At 43.7% G+C, this 15,229-nt stretch carries 7 protein-coding genes and 1 pseudogene; 6 read left to right on the forward strand and 2 right to left on the reverse strand.

Going from position 1 to position 15,229, the window contains the following annotated elements; all coding sequences use genetic code 11:
* Together AABK37_RS35320 and AABK37_RS35325 are read left to right on the forward strand one after the other, a co-directional pair.
* Positions 1-261 (forward strand): annotated as a pseudogene (locus AABK37_RS35320) (hypothetical protein); the annotation flags it as partial.
* A gap of 780 nt (positions 262-1,041) precedes the next feature.
* A complete protein-coding gene (locus tag AABK37_RS35325) occupies positions 1,042-4,221 on the forward strand; it encodes a plasmid replication protein, CyRepA1 family (RefSeq protein ID WP_432556125.1) in 3,180 nt (1,059 codons plus the stop codon).
* Positions 4,222-4,745: 524 nt separating this feature from the next.
* Here AABK37_RS35325 and AABK37_RS35330 read toward each other — a convergent pair.
* Positions 4,746-5,138 carry a hypothetical protein gene (locus AABK37_RS35330; protein WP_432556126.1) on the reverse strand — a complete coding sequence of 131 codons (393 nt, stop codon included), beginning with the start codon at positions 5,136-5,138 and terminating at the stop codon, positions 4,746-4,748.
* A gap of 184 nt (positions 5,139-5,322) precedes the next feature.
* On the opposite strand from AABK37_RS35330, the gene AABK37_RS35335 reads away from it, so the two are divergent.
* From AABK37_RS35335 to AABK37_RS35350, 4 genes are all read left to right on the forward strand, one after another.
* Positions 5,323-6,831, forward strand: a complete 1,509-nt coding sequence (locus tag AABK37_RS35335; protein WP_432556127.1) for a hypothetical protein — start codon at positions 5,323-5,325, stop codon at positions 6,829-6,831.
* Positions 6,815-10,252 carry a hypothetical protein gene (locus tag AABK37_RS35340; RefSeq protein WP_432556128.1) on the forward strand — a complete coding sequence of 1,146 codons (3,438 nt, stop codon included), beginning with the start codon at positions 6,815-6,817 and terminating at the stop codon, positions 10,250-10,252. Before AABK37_RS35335 ends, AABK37_RS35340 begins: the two co-directional genes overlap by 17 nt.
* Before the next feature lie 91 nt (positions 10,253-10,343).
* Positions 10,344-13,577 carry an RNaseH domain-containing protein gene (locus tag AABK37_RS35345; RefSeq protein ID WP_432556129.1) on the forward strand — a complete coding sequence of 1,078 codons (3,234 nt, stop codon included), beginning with the start codon at positions 10,344-10,346 and terminating at the stop codon, positions 13,575-13,577.
* Positions 13,578-13,731: 154 nt separating this feature from the next.
* A complete protein-coding gene (locus AABK37_RS35350) occupies positions 13,732-13,989 on the forward strand; it encodes a hypothetical protein (protein ID WP_432556130.1) in 258 nt (85 codons plus the stop codon).
* A 76-nt stretch (positions 13,990-14,065) separates the two neighbouring features.
* On the opposite strand, the gene AABK37_RS35355 is transcribed toward AABK37_RS35350, so the two are convergent.
* The gene (locus AABK37_RS35355) at positions 14,066-14,926 is read right to left on the reverse strand and encodes a hypothetical protein (RefSeq protein ID WP_432556131.1); all 861 of its coding nucleotides are present in this window, start codon (positions 14,924-14,926) and stop codon (positions 14,066-14,068) included.
* Positions 14,927-15,229 lie beyond the last annotated feature (303 nt).

Raw genomic sequence — 15,229 nt, forward strand, 5'->3', positions numbered from 1 at the left:
TTACATCGTTTTGGACAGGGTTCTCTCCTTGGTATGTATCGCTGGCTGATTCTTTCTCTCACCGCTTACCTCATCGCTCATTGGACTTATCTCCATATTCAGTCTGCATCACCACCTGATTGGGGTGAGGCTGCAAAAATTGCCCTAGAATCTATTTTCCCTCAAATAGTCATGTCTCTTCTTTTACTTGATATTGAACGCCTATCTACCCTTGCACTTAGTTGTGGTTTTCACATTCATATTTCCAGGTGCAAGATGTGAGTTTACGCCGTATAAGTTTGAGCTTTAAAACAAAAGCATCCACATCTTCGGATAAAAACACCCGTATCCCCGGACAATCCATTTTTGAAATCCTTACTGCTGGCTGTCGAATGGTCTTCTGTTTTCGCCTTGTTTTAAAACAAATCGTACACAAAATTGCCTTCAAAGCTTTGTCCTATATAGCTTTAAGCTTTAGAACAAAAGCATCCACATCCCCGGATAAAAACACCCGTATCCCCGGACAATCCATTTTTGAAATCCTTACTGCTGGATAGGTCAGCTTAAGTATTAATACTTAATATTTCTAAATTATCAGCCGATTATCACCTGTGGTCGGCTGGTTTTCTGTTTTAATCTTGTTTTAAAAAAAATAATTCAAAAAATTGGCTTTAAAGCTTTGTCCTATATAGCTTTGAGCTTTAAAACAAAGACATCCGTATCCCCGGATGAAAACACCCGTATCCCCGGATGAAAACACCCGTATCCCCGGATAATCCATTTTTAAAACCCTTACTACATAAGACTTTCAGCCCTTTAAAACAGCCAGGAGTAATAGATCAATTAGATCAAAATACCAAACCCGTTTTTGCGGATCTGGCATTATTTGGCAATGCTATCTACATTTCGCCAATTCAAAACAAATTACCTGATTTGCTCCGGCGCTAGCCAGAAAAACATTTCAGGGCTTGATACTAAAAGCTGTAAGAGCGTGAAACGGGCAAAAAACCTGGAGTATAGCCCGCCTTTTGGGCTACCCCAGGAGCCTCAAGGAGTCAGGCTATGAGCATCCTGACTCCAACACATATCGAGACTCAGCACTGGGAAGAGTGGGTTATTAAAAGCGGCGTCCATCCTGAACTCACCGCATTGAACGTCATTTCCCTATCTGGCGATCGCGTTTACGATTACATGCTCTACTCCCCATTAATCGAGCGTCGCAACACCGGGAGAATCACCGACTCCTATTTAAAGCGCTATCGACCGTTGGAGAATGGCGGCTGGTGGTGCGGTGGCGGCATTGACCCCCAAACGTGGGAAGATATGCTCTGGGGTCAGTTTAAGCCAGACACCCCTCGCTTGCAGTCGGAGAAAAACCTTGAATTTAAGGGATTTGGTCAACCGCCGAAGCTGGTAAAATATGAACCCCCGCCAAAAACTGACCTGAGGGCATACTTTTTGCATGTCCCTGATGAAATTTGGCAGCTTATTGCCAAACGCTACAAAATCAAGCGATATTATTCTCCCCTGACGCTGCGACTTTTAGACAGACGTAAGCCAATTAGCTTTTGGGAATGGGTGTACTTGCACCCCGAAATTCCCATTATTATCGCCGAGGGGGCAAAAAAGGCAGGGGCACTGTTGAGTGCTGGCTATGTAGCGATCGCACTCCCTGGCATTTCTTGCGGTATTAGAGGCTCATTTGACCCCATTACAGGCAAAATCCTCAATCGTCATCTTATTCCCGAACTACAAAAATTCGCCACGCCAGGGCGCGAAATCTACTTCTGCTTTGACAATGACCCAAAACCTACCACAAAGGCGAATGTAGATTTATCAATCCAGCGCACAGGCGGTTTATTAGCAGCAGCTGGATGCATTGTCAAGGTCATCACCTTGCTCGGCAACCAAAAGGGAGTTGATGATTTTATTGTCGCCAATGGCATTGATGCCTTAGAGCGCCTCTATAAGGCTGCCGTTAGCTTGGAGGTGTATACAACCTCTTTGCTATGGCAACTAACCTACAAGGCGACGCTAAGGCTAAATCAGCGCTATTTAGGAGATGTCCCCTTCCCCCTGTCAGGTTTGGTTGGTGTTAAGTCTCCCAAAGGGACGGGCAAAACTCAAGCGCTGGACAAGCTGATAACCGAAGCCCAGAGAGAAGGCAGACAAATCCTGGTGATTACGCACCGCATCCAGCTGGGACGGGCGATTTGCGATCGCCTGGGGCTGGATTGGATTGAAGATGTGCATTCGAGTGAGACAATGGGGTTATTTGGCTTTGGAGTTTGCATCGACTCCGTACACCCAATATCTCAAGCTCGCTTTAACCCGAAAGAGTGGGCAGGAGCGATTGTGGTGCTGGATGAAGTCGAGCAAGTAACGTGGCACTTGCTCAACAGTTCTACTTGCTACGAGAAGCGTGTATCAATTCTTGATACCTTCCAGCAGCTTCTCGGCATTGTCGCATCTACCGGAGGATTGATTATTGCTCAAGATGCAGACTTAAGCGACCTGAGTATTAATTTTATCAGGGGGTTGATTAAGCGGGAATCTGAAATTGATTTGCAGCCTTGGGTGGTTGTCAACGACTGGCTACCAGAAGAAGAAAGCAGATGGGACGTAACCGTTTACAATTCCAAAAATGCCGCACCTCTGTTAACCCAGATTAAGCGATCGCTCTCCTCTTCACCCAAAGCGATTATGATCCACTGTGATGGTCAAAAGGCAAAAAGCAAATGGGGGACTAAGAATCTCGAATCCTGGGTTAGAGAAAACTTCCCCGACGAGGCGATTCTCAGGATTGACTCAGAAAGTGTTGCTGACCCCACTCACCCAGCAATTGGTTGCGTTGAGAAAATTAATGAAATTGTCAAGCAGTACAGGATTATAATAGCCTCACCCAGTATTGGGACTGGAGTGTCAATTGATGTCAGGGAGCATTTTCAAGCGGTGTTTCTCATTTCTCAGGGGGTTTGCCCGGAGTCAGAAACACGGCAAGCTCTGGCACGTTTAAGAGAGCCAGTTCCTCGCTTTATTTGGGCGCGGGGGTATGGCTTAGGTAAAATTGGCAACGGTAGTCCTAATTATAAAGCGTTGCTGGCTTCAACTTTAAAAGTAGTTAAGGTTAATATCCGGTTACTCAAGGATTTTGATTTTGACATCGATGCCGCTATTGAACCTGTAGCAACCGCGACTTGGGCAAAGATGGCTTCCCGGATTAATGCTTCTAGCTTTCGATTCCGCGATGCCTTGCATCAGGGGTTAGTTGCTGAGGGACACCAGGTTACTGTTGTTGATTCGGACGACGAGAAAGAGGACAAAGATAACTCAGACCAACTTAAAAGTTGCTGCGAAACTAATCAATCGGCGGAAAATCAAGCAGTAGAGATGGTGGACCTTCCTACAGAGTCGGAGTATTTGCTTCTCAAGGAGAAACGCAACAAAATTCCATCAGAACTGTTGCAAGTACGAAAATATGAACTCAAGCAACGCTATGGGGTGGAGGTGACGGCGGACTTAAAACAAAAAGATGATTTTAGCTGGTATCCTAAAATCCGGCTGCATTATCTGTTGACCCATGATCCGGAGTTTGTCCAGATGCGAGACCGCCAACATTTCGAGGGACATATTGAGCGGGGGAATGGACGGGTGTGCCTCTGGGATATTAAAGGCTTGTTGCCTAAGGTGGAAGCGCTGAAGCTGCTAAATATAGGTCAATGGTTTGATCCAAACCGGGAACTAAGTAGCCGTGACCCAGATTTAATCGAGTGGGCAGATTTGGTAAAACGATTTGCCCGCGACTTCAATGATTTGGGGTTGGGAAGTTTTAACGAAAAACTTTCTCCTATCCAGGTGCTACAGATTGTGCTGTCTAATCTTGGCATGGAATTAGAGAAGTTGGAGCGGCGGCGGATTGAAGGTCAGAAAAACCCTGTGCGTTTTTACCGCTATACAGAACCGTGCGATGGCAGGGCGGAGATTTTTGTAGCTTGGGAGCAACGAGATATTTTAGCGGTTCCCTCCAACCCACATCAAGATTCCAGCCCACACGCTGCGGCTGTGCCACCCCCCGAACTTTGTGCCACCCCCGAATATATAGAGATAAATACAATTGGGGGTGGCACAGAAAATGAGCCGACTGCGGAAAGTTCTCTTGATGATTTCTCAAAGGATGCTGGTGTTACAGATCTGGACAACGATTCATCCCGAACAGGATCACCACCTCCAAAACCTCTATAGGAGCGACGAAGTTGCTTCTATAGAGGTTGCTCCCGGTAGAAGTGAGGCTCACAATAAGGTACGCCTCATCCGGTGTGAACTGGGTAACTTGTACTGATTTCACCGTTATCCCACAGAAATTATCAGCCACCAAAAGGATCGTTTCTTTTACATGCAGGTTGCAAATAAACAAGAGCGCTCAAATTGTCTTGTTTACAGGTCGGGGCGTTTCTTTTGAGCAAGAAGCTGCTACACCACCGTTTGCTCGGCTTCTTCTAGTTGCAGTTAATCCTGGGGACCGTTGCAGGTCGCTACAACTACAGGTATACCTGCGCTGTAGAAACTTTTTTTTGGCTTTGCGGAGTGCGTCAGTACGATACTAGTAATGCCTCGCTCGGAGTGCCGGGAGCGAAGCAACAACTTCAAGCGGCGATCGCATAGGTGCGCGATCGCATTGTATAAGTTAATTTCAAGTCATAAAATTAACCACAACACCACTGATAACAAAAATATGCTTCTCAGTACAACCGAATTACTGGTTAATCTTAGCGATGTTTAGCAACGAAGAACAGTATGCCGTCGGTCTCCGTGTTGCCGAATTTACAGGCTTTTATCTCGCTACCCCACCAACCATTTAGCCCGATGTCAAACCAAAGCCCTGCTTTTACCTTCGCGTTTTCTGACATATCGTCTAATTCGGTGAATTCGCATTTTCCCATAAGTTGCAAAATCTCCGCCTCAGTCACTTCTTGCCAGGTATCGCCTAAAACTTGATACCGCTCCATACCCTGTGTGATATGAAGCCATGCCCAAACAGGGGTCATTTTACGGATATGTTGCCGTTTTTGATTGGCAGTGAGCTGCGATTCGGCTCGTGCTAACAAATCTTCAGCAGTCTGATAAAGTTCTGAGTTTGATTTGTCGAAATTATCAGTCATGGCTTACCTTAATTGCTTGACTGAGAGTATGTTATGGGATTTTCCCCTCTAAAAAATATAGGAAGAGCGTAAGTTGTATTGTTTACTTTTAGTTACGCCCTTACTTAACAATACTACTTGACATTCTTATTTACATCATTTAATGTAAATGTAATTTCATGTAAGTTCATTTGTCCTGTAACTCATGTACTTTGACGATGTGCGTCAGTGGCAGGGAACTGCGGAGACACTGACAAAAGAGCTAAAGCGCCAAATTCAGCAGCTTGGGCTGTCAGTGGAATCGCCTGCCCTGCGAACCGTTCGGTCGTGGAGAGCAAAGCAACTCTTGTCACAACCCAAAGGACAAGAATTTGGATTTCGACAGGTTTTAGAGGGTTTAGCAACTACTCTTTTGTTGAAAAAAGGCTGGACACTTGCAGCGATCGCTCAAGTTTTACCAACATTTACAGATGCAGCGTTGGAGGTACAAATTATTGCAGAAGCTGATGGGAAAGACCCTACGTGGTCGCCTGCTATCCAAACTTCCTTGCCATTACCAGTAGGACACCGCCAGGTAATCGATTTAGCTGAGGATGCTGTTGTGTTGCTAGCGCAAGGAATTCTTCGCCAATATGACCGGGTTCTTCCTGGTACAGAAATTGTGTGTCAACAGGACAGTATGCCACCTGAACTCTACAAGGCAATGTGCAAGTTGGGTCGCCTGTATATCGAGGAAGGACTAACCGATAGCGCTGCTTGTGTACATTCTGTGTTGGAACGCGCTCGATACTCACTAGTTTCTGAGCAGTGGAAGTTGGAAGTTTTTCGCTCCTCTAATTTCCGCTTAGGTGCGGTTACTTTAATTGACCCAGACTTGCGAGTACCAACTTCGGATTGTTCGGAGATAGCGGGTATCAGTGGAGCTTTTGGTGAAGACAATGTGATTGAAAATCGCCTGCACGCTCGGTTACGCGAGGCTACTGAGAGAATGGGAGGTCGTCGTCGGCACAAAGCCTACACTGCTTTACGAGAGCTAATTGGCAGATACTCGCTCATTGGAGAAAGTCAACTATTGAAATACTTGATTGACAACAACCTAACCCCCCTACAAAGGATGATAATTGACACATTTTTCGACCAAGTACCAGATATCTGGCTAATTAAAGGACAAGCCCACCGTTGCGCCCACTGTGGCACATTGATGCGACCGCACCCTGATAAAAAACGTTTTTCACAAGGGCGCTGTCCAATTCGCCAGTGTAACAGCCGCAACTCTCCAAAAGTCTCCGAGAAGCTCGACCCAAAGCAAGACTGTTTGTTGATTGCCAAGCCTCAAATTCTAACTTACTGGACTGGTCCAGCTATTGACGAATTAGCAATCTTTGATACATCTCTTGTATACGGGCTAAATGCCGAACTATACCCGGAATCTGATTTATGCGATGTTTCGATCAATGAACGGGCAATTGGTATTGATGCTAAATCTTATACAAGTCCTGTATCTCTAGGATTACGCCTTAACCGTAGCATTGGCGGTTTGATTCACTATCGCCGTCGTATTATTGCTGTCAGCGACCAGTTAATTGAAGAAAACCCTAGTTATATTTCTACCCTAAAATCAACGCTTGATAAAAAGGGCGACCCCGCAACTTTAGAAATTTGGTTAGTTTCCTCAGTAATTGATTTTTTGAAAGAGTATGCGAATCAAGCCTGATTTCTGGCAGGGCGCAGACCGAATTTGCTGGCTGTGCGTCTTGATGGAAGAATTTATTGGTACTGACTCACTGGAAGATGCACCTGTTGCAATGTCAGGTATGGCAAGTATCTTAAATGCATTTAAATTGAAGCAAGCTCGTCAAGCCATTTTTAATATGCGGCAAATGTCGCTGACTTATGTTACAGAACAGTCAGTAAAACACGCAGTTGCAATCTATAACGACCATCATTACTGCAACAAAACAAAAGGAACCTATGAGATTGACGCTCAGACGCTTTGCTTTAAAAGAACAGACCCTCTAGAAGACCCATTGATTGCAAAGGCGCGTAAAATCCTCAGTGCGTCTATGTCATACCAATTACATAGCACCACAATCGCTGACCCTCGCCAGCCAATGGCGGTTTCTCTAGGTCAAGAGACAACAGCAGTCAGAGTACCAATTGGTCCGATCGCCATCCCTCTTGCCCCTCGTCGCACCCATTCTCTCAACCGACAGCCAAAAGGAAAAATTCGCATTCCCCTGAAGGAACTGCGCGACTTGGCTATTGAGATGGACGAACGCGAGTCAAAAAATCCCGAACAGCGATCAGGAAACTGGGCAAGTCGTTTTGAACACTTTGACCTAATGATACCCTCCATTGGCAAGGGGCTGCGTCAGGAAGATGACACCCTAGAACTAGAAGGTATCAAGCATTTAATTGGTTTGCCAGGGGCTGGTAAAACAACACTTCTTGTACTGACAGCTATTTGGTTGGGGCGAAATGGTTACAAAGCAATGTTTCTTTTTCCCTCCATTGAAGTCGCCAGACAGTACATGACTCAATTGGCATTCCATGAGGTTAAGGTGGGAATGCTGGTAGGTCAAAGCGATGAGACTCGCCGCCGCCATGCAGACAATATTGCTGAGGCAATTGCAGTAGGTGGAGGTAATGGTGGCTTTGCCTATACCCTGGAAGGGGCAGAAGTATTTGGTTTGAATTGCGTTTTACCCGCTTTTTCAAATGACGATACTTCGATGTGGGGTTTTGGTTACGCACCTTGCGGAGAGATTTTGCAAGGTGGGGGCAAGAAAGGTCAAATGAAGAAAAGCCTTTGTCCTTTGTGGACAATGTGCGGTCGTAACAAAGCACCGCGAGATTTGATAGATGCAGATATATGGGTTGGTCATGTGCGATCGCTCGATACTCAAGTACCACCCCACGCAATTCGGGAACAAGTGCGGTATTTTGAATTAATTGCCCGCACGTTCGATGTGGTCGTTTTCGACGAAGCAGATATGGTGCAATCGGTTTTAGATGCTTATGGGGCAGCAACTTTAAGCATCTCAGGTTCGGACACCTCAATTCACCGGGAAATTCTCGAACAAATCCATAACCGTTTTGCTCGTGGTGAGAATCATCGGTTATCCGACCGGGATGTAGAACTCTACAGTCGTTACTTAGCAGAATTTGGCAATCACAATACTTCCTTGATGACCGCCATTCAAAATATGCCCTCGTCGCGGGTGGGGGAACGCTACGAAAACCAACTGTTAACTGTATTAAGGATTGTTAGTGATTTATTAGATGGTTTTGAGAAATACTCCAAACGCGATCGCCTCGATGACCTTGAAGTCAAACTTGGTTTTAGCAAAAGTCGGGCACTTACTGAAATTTGGGAATCAGCAGCTTACCGTGCCTTTTATAACCGCACAGGTATCGAAGAGATGGAGTGGACGAAAGCTGATTTGTGCGCTCAAATTTTAGAAACAAACCGTAATGTTCTAGACCCACAGTGGAAAAATCTGATTAAGCACTTCCGTCGTTACTTAGCCGAGGATTCGATTAAACAACGCGACAAAATTGTGGAAGAGATTGCCGAATTGTTTCTTCCCCTCTGCTTTCCCGACCGTTCCCCACCAACCGAAGCCTCAGATGTAATCACATTGTTGGTGTCGGTCACTTTCATGATTTTGGGCTACCAGCGCATTGTACCGGGAACCAGGACAATGGTAGCGGAAGGGTTAATCCGGGAACCGATTGTGGAGTCCACAGCAACCCCAGAACTGCGAAAGATTATCCCAGAAAATATCCTTGGTTCGTTCTCTGGCGTGAAATACAGTTTCTCAAAAGCGCTGACCACTCGTACTAACGCTCGAAATGTCGAACTTTCATATATCACATTTGTGGGTGCGCCGCGAATGTTGATGCACCACTTTTATAAGTTGTTAGAAGCAGATGGCGAACAATCTGGACCAGCTATTTTAATGACCTCAGCAACATCATTTCTGGAAGCAAGTCCGGCTTACCACATTAACGCTGGTCCGCATTATTTACTTAAACCGCGCCAATCAGTTCGCGCAGGTTTGTCCAAGGGAACACAGGAGTCAGAGCGTAGCGTTTACCGCTTTAAATGGATTCCCGACCGCGAACGGGGTGATGAACCCCTGCGATACAGTGGTGCGGGCGAACTTCAGGAACGCAATTTGAAACGAATGGTGGACGCATTGGTACGGGGTGGCACTACAAAATCTGAAATTTTCAAGTCTATCCGCAATTTTGATGTAAAAGACGGTATACACCGCAAAGCAGCCTTAATCGTCAATAGCTACGAGCAAGCTCGTACTATCAATAAATTTCTTAACGACCATCATCGAGAGGTTGGGAAACGTACAAAGGCAGTTGTTCGTTCCCTAAGAGTTGGAGAACAACCAACAGATTTTGTAACAACTGCCCAATGTGAAGCACTTGGAGACGATGAAACCTGCGATATTTTAATTTTTCCCATACTTGCAATTGGTCGGGGTGTGAACATTGTTTTCACCAAAGGACAGAGGAAACTTGACGCTGCAATTGGCTCAATTTATTTTCTCACTCGTCCTCACCCCGGAACGGATGATATGCAACTTTTATACAGCCTTGCAGGACGGTCAACGCAAGAATTTGATGGTAAAGTTTTTGGCGAAGCAGAAGATCTGAGTGCGATCGCTTCTTCTTGGAAGCAAGCTAGAAAAGACCTCTGGCGCTATGCCAATCGATTATTACGCGAACCGTTGATGGCTAGTCGTCTTGGTCCCGAACTATTTGAACCGTTTACGGCTAATCAAATGGTTGCCATTTTGCAAACAATTGGGCGAGGGATGCGGAATGGTTGTCCGGTAGCAGTTTATTTTGTAGATGCAGCTTGGGCGATTCAATCTACAAAGGATAAACCTGACTCTGTACGGGACAGTATGTTGGTGCAGATGCGAATCATTTTAGAAGAATGTGTAAGTCATCCTGACCCTGTAATTCGGGAAATTTATCAAGAACTTTACGGTGCGTTTCTGACACCTTTGCAACGAATTGAAGGCGTAATTTATCCTGAAAGCCTGCGTTCACAACAAGAGTCGATATACGAAGACGATTTTGATGATTTTTCACCATTATTGGAGATGTAGTACGTAATTTCCCATGAAAGTCTGCGCTCAAAATAAGAGTTGACAGACGAAGAAGATTTGATGATTTTTCACCATTATTGGAGATGTAATAATGAGTAACAATTTTTCTGATGATTTTGAGTTTAATGATGATTTATCCGAACTGGATGAAGAATCCCTGATGCTAGATGAAGATGAAATAGCAGAAATTACTTCGTTTTCAGATACCTTTTATATTCCGCTATCAAGAGTGCCCAAGCTTCTCAAACGGTATCCCCTAGCCTTCACTGTACCGGACAATCTGTCTCCAGTAATAGTAGAAGGTTTCACACTCGCTTGGACAAAGAAATCTCTGGCAACTTTTGCGGAAATTTTAAAAGTGAGTCCCAGCGATGGACGTTCTAATGTCAAAAATCTTCCCTATGCATCACTGCGAGGACTTCTAGAAGTAGGACTGAACAATGCAGCACGAATTCGCTCAAATTTAGGGCTGAACAAATATGCATTAAATCCTAAAAACCCGAATGAGCCAGAACCTTTCGCTTACATAAATGGTGGTATTGAAGAAGAAATCAGAACGGCTATTCGCTCAATTCTCAATGACTGGGTAACTAACTTCCTCAAACCTTTTGCCGACAAAGAAAAAGTATCGTTAGAAGTTTGTGAGCGTTTGGAAGAACTTTTAGAAGAAGAAGAGTTGGTAACAATTTATCCATTTAAATCCTATACCTTACCTTGGGATTGGTCAAAAGAAACAGATACAACTCAAGCAAAAGATAAACATGCTTATCCAATGCTTGCAGACTTTGTAGCTCGCCAAATTGCCGGACATGAGATTTTCCAAAGGCTAGGTTCGATGAAACGGATTATTTCTAGCAGTGGGATGTTTACGAATGGTGTGGCAGAACTTATTACCAATCCCATCGAAGGTAAATATAGTTTGGTAGTACGAATAGAAGTCGTGACTTATCCATCTTTGCATCAGCCTTTATTGAAAATAGATGTTTCCAAACGTCGCTGGCTGAGTCAGTTAAAATCTCCTAGCTTTGACCGTTATGATATTAGCGGCTTTATTTTTTCAAAAAACCATCCTGACCGTGCCTTTAGTTTCAAAATAATTTGCCAACAAGATAAAAATAAAAACTGGCATTGGGTAACGGATAAAGATTTTGAAGCCTTACGCCGCGAACTGAAGTTATCAATGCAGCCATTTGATGGACAACAAATTGCATCGGGTAAAGCTTCGACCGACCAATGTCAAGTAGTGCTGACTTACCGCGATGGACTTCAAGACAATTCCGATTCATACGAAGACGATTCGGAAGAAGACGGAATTGAAAAGGGCGTACCAGAGATTGATAAGTTAGAAGCTTTTGAGGCTATTACAAAAATTCTTAAACCATTAAAAATCAAACCGTTCGATAGCTACAAACCTGTGAAATCTAGCCATAAACTGGATGATACAGCATCACGCATGATTAACTTACCTACCTTGCTTGGTGCTGTTCTGGAAGTTCTGGAAACAAATCCCGACCCAAACCCCGACTCTAAATTTACCCCGAAATACCTCGAACAACTAGACGATATTCAACTCAACAGTTCGCTAAACAAGCACTTTGACATCAGTTTAGAAGCAATTGATAGGAAAAGAAATGCTCTTAAATTTAGTAAACCCAAATCACCAGATCAGACGCAGGAACTTCAAGCTATTATTCAAGCAAACTCTTCAGCCATGCGACGGCTGTATCCCAACGAGCGTTTGTCGCTAATCGTATTTTATGAAGATGGGTTAGAAACTGAAGTAAAACTACTAAAAGCAATTATTCCCCTTCTGTGGGGAGAAACTCTGGAAGTTCTGTTTAACCGCTTGCCTGCCAATACGGCAGGACCGCGAGAGTTATTGCCTGGTGAGAAATTAAAAGCCAAAGAGCGATCGCGTCATCGGGTTGAAGCATGGGAACCAATAGCGCAACAAATTAAAAACCGCAGACAGCAAACCTTCTGCCTCATATTAGCACCGAAATTTTACCCAGACCCAAGCGGTCAGAAGACTGCTAGACGTGATGATAAGGTGAATAAACCTTCAACCCGCCAAGCCCTGGCTGCAAAGGCTGGTGCTTGCGTGCAGTTTTTGGAACCAATGGCAAAGACGTTAACAACAAAGCGTTTCAAATTAGAAGATTTTTTTCGTCGAGTACAAACAGCTTTGAAAGATTTGCTTTCAGCGCATTCTGGTCGTATTGATGGCGTACAAGAAAAAGTTGACAAATACCTAGAAAATATCCCACCTGAAGCCAGACCAAAAGAAATTTTGAGTATTACAATTGTCCGTAAACAGAGAGGTCGCGTTCGCGGCCCAATCAAAGATACATTTTTAGCAGTAGCAATGCGCCTTAAGGTAGATACAGGTAAATGCGAACTGTGCTGTGCCTATGAAAAAGCAAATCGTTTAGAAATCAGTCCGTGGAAAGACTTCAGCCATGCGATCTCCTTTATTGCCGACCTTTCTCCAATAAAACTGGCATCGGAACCTAGGGAGCGAAAGACTCGATTCATGGAATTTGTGAAACAGATTGTTTCTAATTCTGTGGAAGAAGGGGCACAACCACTGGTGATAATTGATTCGTCCAACTGTGTGCAAATGTGGCCTTGGCTTGCCGATATTAGGATGGATGCTAATCAAATTGACCTTGGGCAGCAATATCAGTGGATGCAGCAGGAGTGGCAAGGTGCAAGGTTGATTAGGGTTCGTCAAGACCTTGCACCTGGAATTATTGAGAAAAAAGCCAGACAGTTAGCAGAAACATCGCTAGAAGATACGCGGTCTATAGAGGAACTAAAGAAATTGCCCCCTAGCCGAGAAATTCCTTCAGCGTCTAGTTCTACTGGATTGTTTCGACTGACCGCAAAACAAACAAAAACAAAAACAAATCAAACTGGGTGTGTTGCTTATCTGTCTGTGGGAAAGAGAATGCCTCAACAGTATTCACGCGGACAAAGTTGCTATCTACCAACGAAAATAAACACCCATGCTGAAAAAGGTGATGGTTCCAAAGATAAACTTTATAACAACGCTAGGTTAGCAGTTCATCAGATTGCTACAAGAAAAGCATTTTTGGGTCACTGGCCGACTCCAAACCCCCTTGAAATTGTTGTTACTTTGCGACAACCGGAGGATAATCCCGACAGTCTTGCAATGCTATTGGAATCACTGCGCTACAGTTTTGGTCACTATAGGGACTGGACTACTTTACCTGCTCCCCTGTTCTTTGAGCGTGTTGTGCGGGACTACATCAGCGAGTTTGCCCTTGAAGATGAAGACACTGAAGGGGAGACAGACTCGTAGAAAGAACGCTCACAAAGTTCTCGTAGGCGTAAGAACAAGCAACTAATTGGGGCAGGCTGCAAAGAACTGTTACGCTACCAATCCCGTTATTTCTTAGTACCTATGTATTACCAAAAGTGGTAAATTAATTAAGGTGGGATTGGAGTAGCAGGCGATGACCGACATAGAAAAAGCTCAACACGCAGCAGAAGTATTCGCCAATTACGAATTTCAGGGCATTGCGGTATGGATGATTGAAGAAACTCAAACAAATTACCAGGTGTTTGGTCAACCTTCCTCACCAATTGACCTGGACAGGATTAGCCACAAGAGCAAGCAGAAGTACATTGTAAATGTTGTAGGCGGTCTAGGTACGCGGTATACGGCGGAAGAAGCTTACTTGATGGCGCGTTCTCTAGAGAGAGGTGATTAAACAATATCAACTACCCCGTCCTAAAATGGGACGGGGTATCTTCAGCAGTTTAATAAAAAAGTAATTTGAGTAGAATTTATTCTTCTTCTTGTTCCTCCTGTAAAATATTTAATTGGCTCTGATAATTAATGTATTCTTCATGATATTCTCGCTGCTTTAGTAGGCTTCCTACTCCATCAAGATTAATATGGAGTAGGATATCTCTCGCTGCTTTCATACCTTTTTTAGTCATTGTGAGAGTTTTTCTCGTTGTTGAAAGTTCTAATAATCCTTCCGCCTCTAAACGATTAACTATCTCAAAATCAAACCCATTCCTAAAGCGAATACCAACAAAATTTTCTTTGCAGTGTTTATTATCGGGGTTGACAAGATAAGGATTATATTCATCCCAACCAGAAAGATATATAAGCATTAGATATAAAGGTTTTAGAACTTTATAATTTTTTATAAATCGTCTTAATTGGTCTTGCCTTATTTCAAATTCATCTACAAGGCTACAGGCTTGACTATAGGAATCACCAGCAGTATTTGAAAAATAGGTAGTCTGTTGTAATTCTGCTTCTTTAGTGCATTGTGCAACAAATTTATTTCCGTATTTATCTGATTCTGGAAGCTCAAAAACAGTAATTGTCCATCCTTGCCTATTTTTACTGTAAAGTTTTTTCTTGTTTGCTAGTAGTCTTTCTCTTTCTGCTTGTTTTATCGCTTTTTCTTCTGCTAATTTTCGTTCTTTTTCTGCTTGTTCCCTAGCCTGTTTTATTTCATAAGCATCATCAGTAACGTTTAGCTTTTTGTTGACAATACGCCAGAATTCATCGTGTTTGGCGTATATGCCTTTGACTGTTAAACTATCAATAAAATCTTGACCGCAGAGTTGAATAGCATTTTTTTTAAAAGCTGGTAAGTTAGTGAATGCTTCAAAATTTTTCTTCTCCATTTTTAATTCCAAACATCTTAACTAAAAAGTTACCACGGTTCATGAGTCGTGAGCGTTTAATTCCGAGATAAGATAACTTGGTTTTAATTTATTCCATCAAACTCGATATTGGATATGATGCATCTGGTTGTAAATAAACCAAGAGGGGTTTTGACATGCATTCTTCTGTGGAAGTAGATTAATTTGATTACTAACCCAAATTGCTAGTTATAGATTCAAGCGATCGCATGGGGTAAGTTAAGCAATAAAATCCCCTCCAGAGAGAAAAGTAGGAGGGGAAAATGCGCCTGGGAAATAATTACC

Origin of the sequence: Tolypothrix sp. VBCCA 56010, from assembly GCF_050875635.1 — a bacterium.
Classification (GTDB): Bacteria; Cyanobacteriota; Cyanobacteriia; order Cyanobacteriales; family Nostocaceae; genus Hassallia.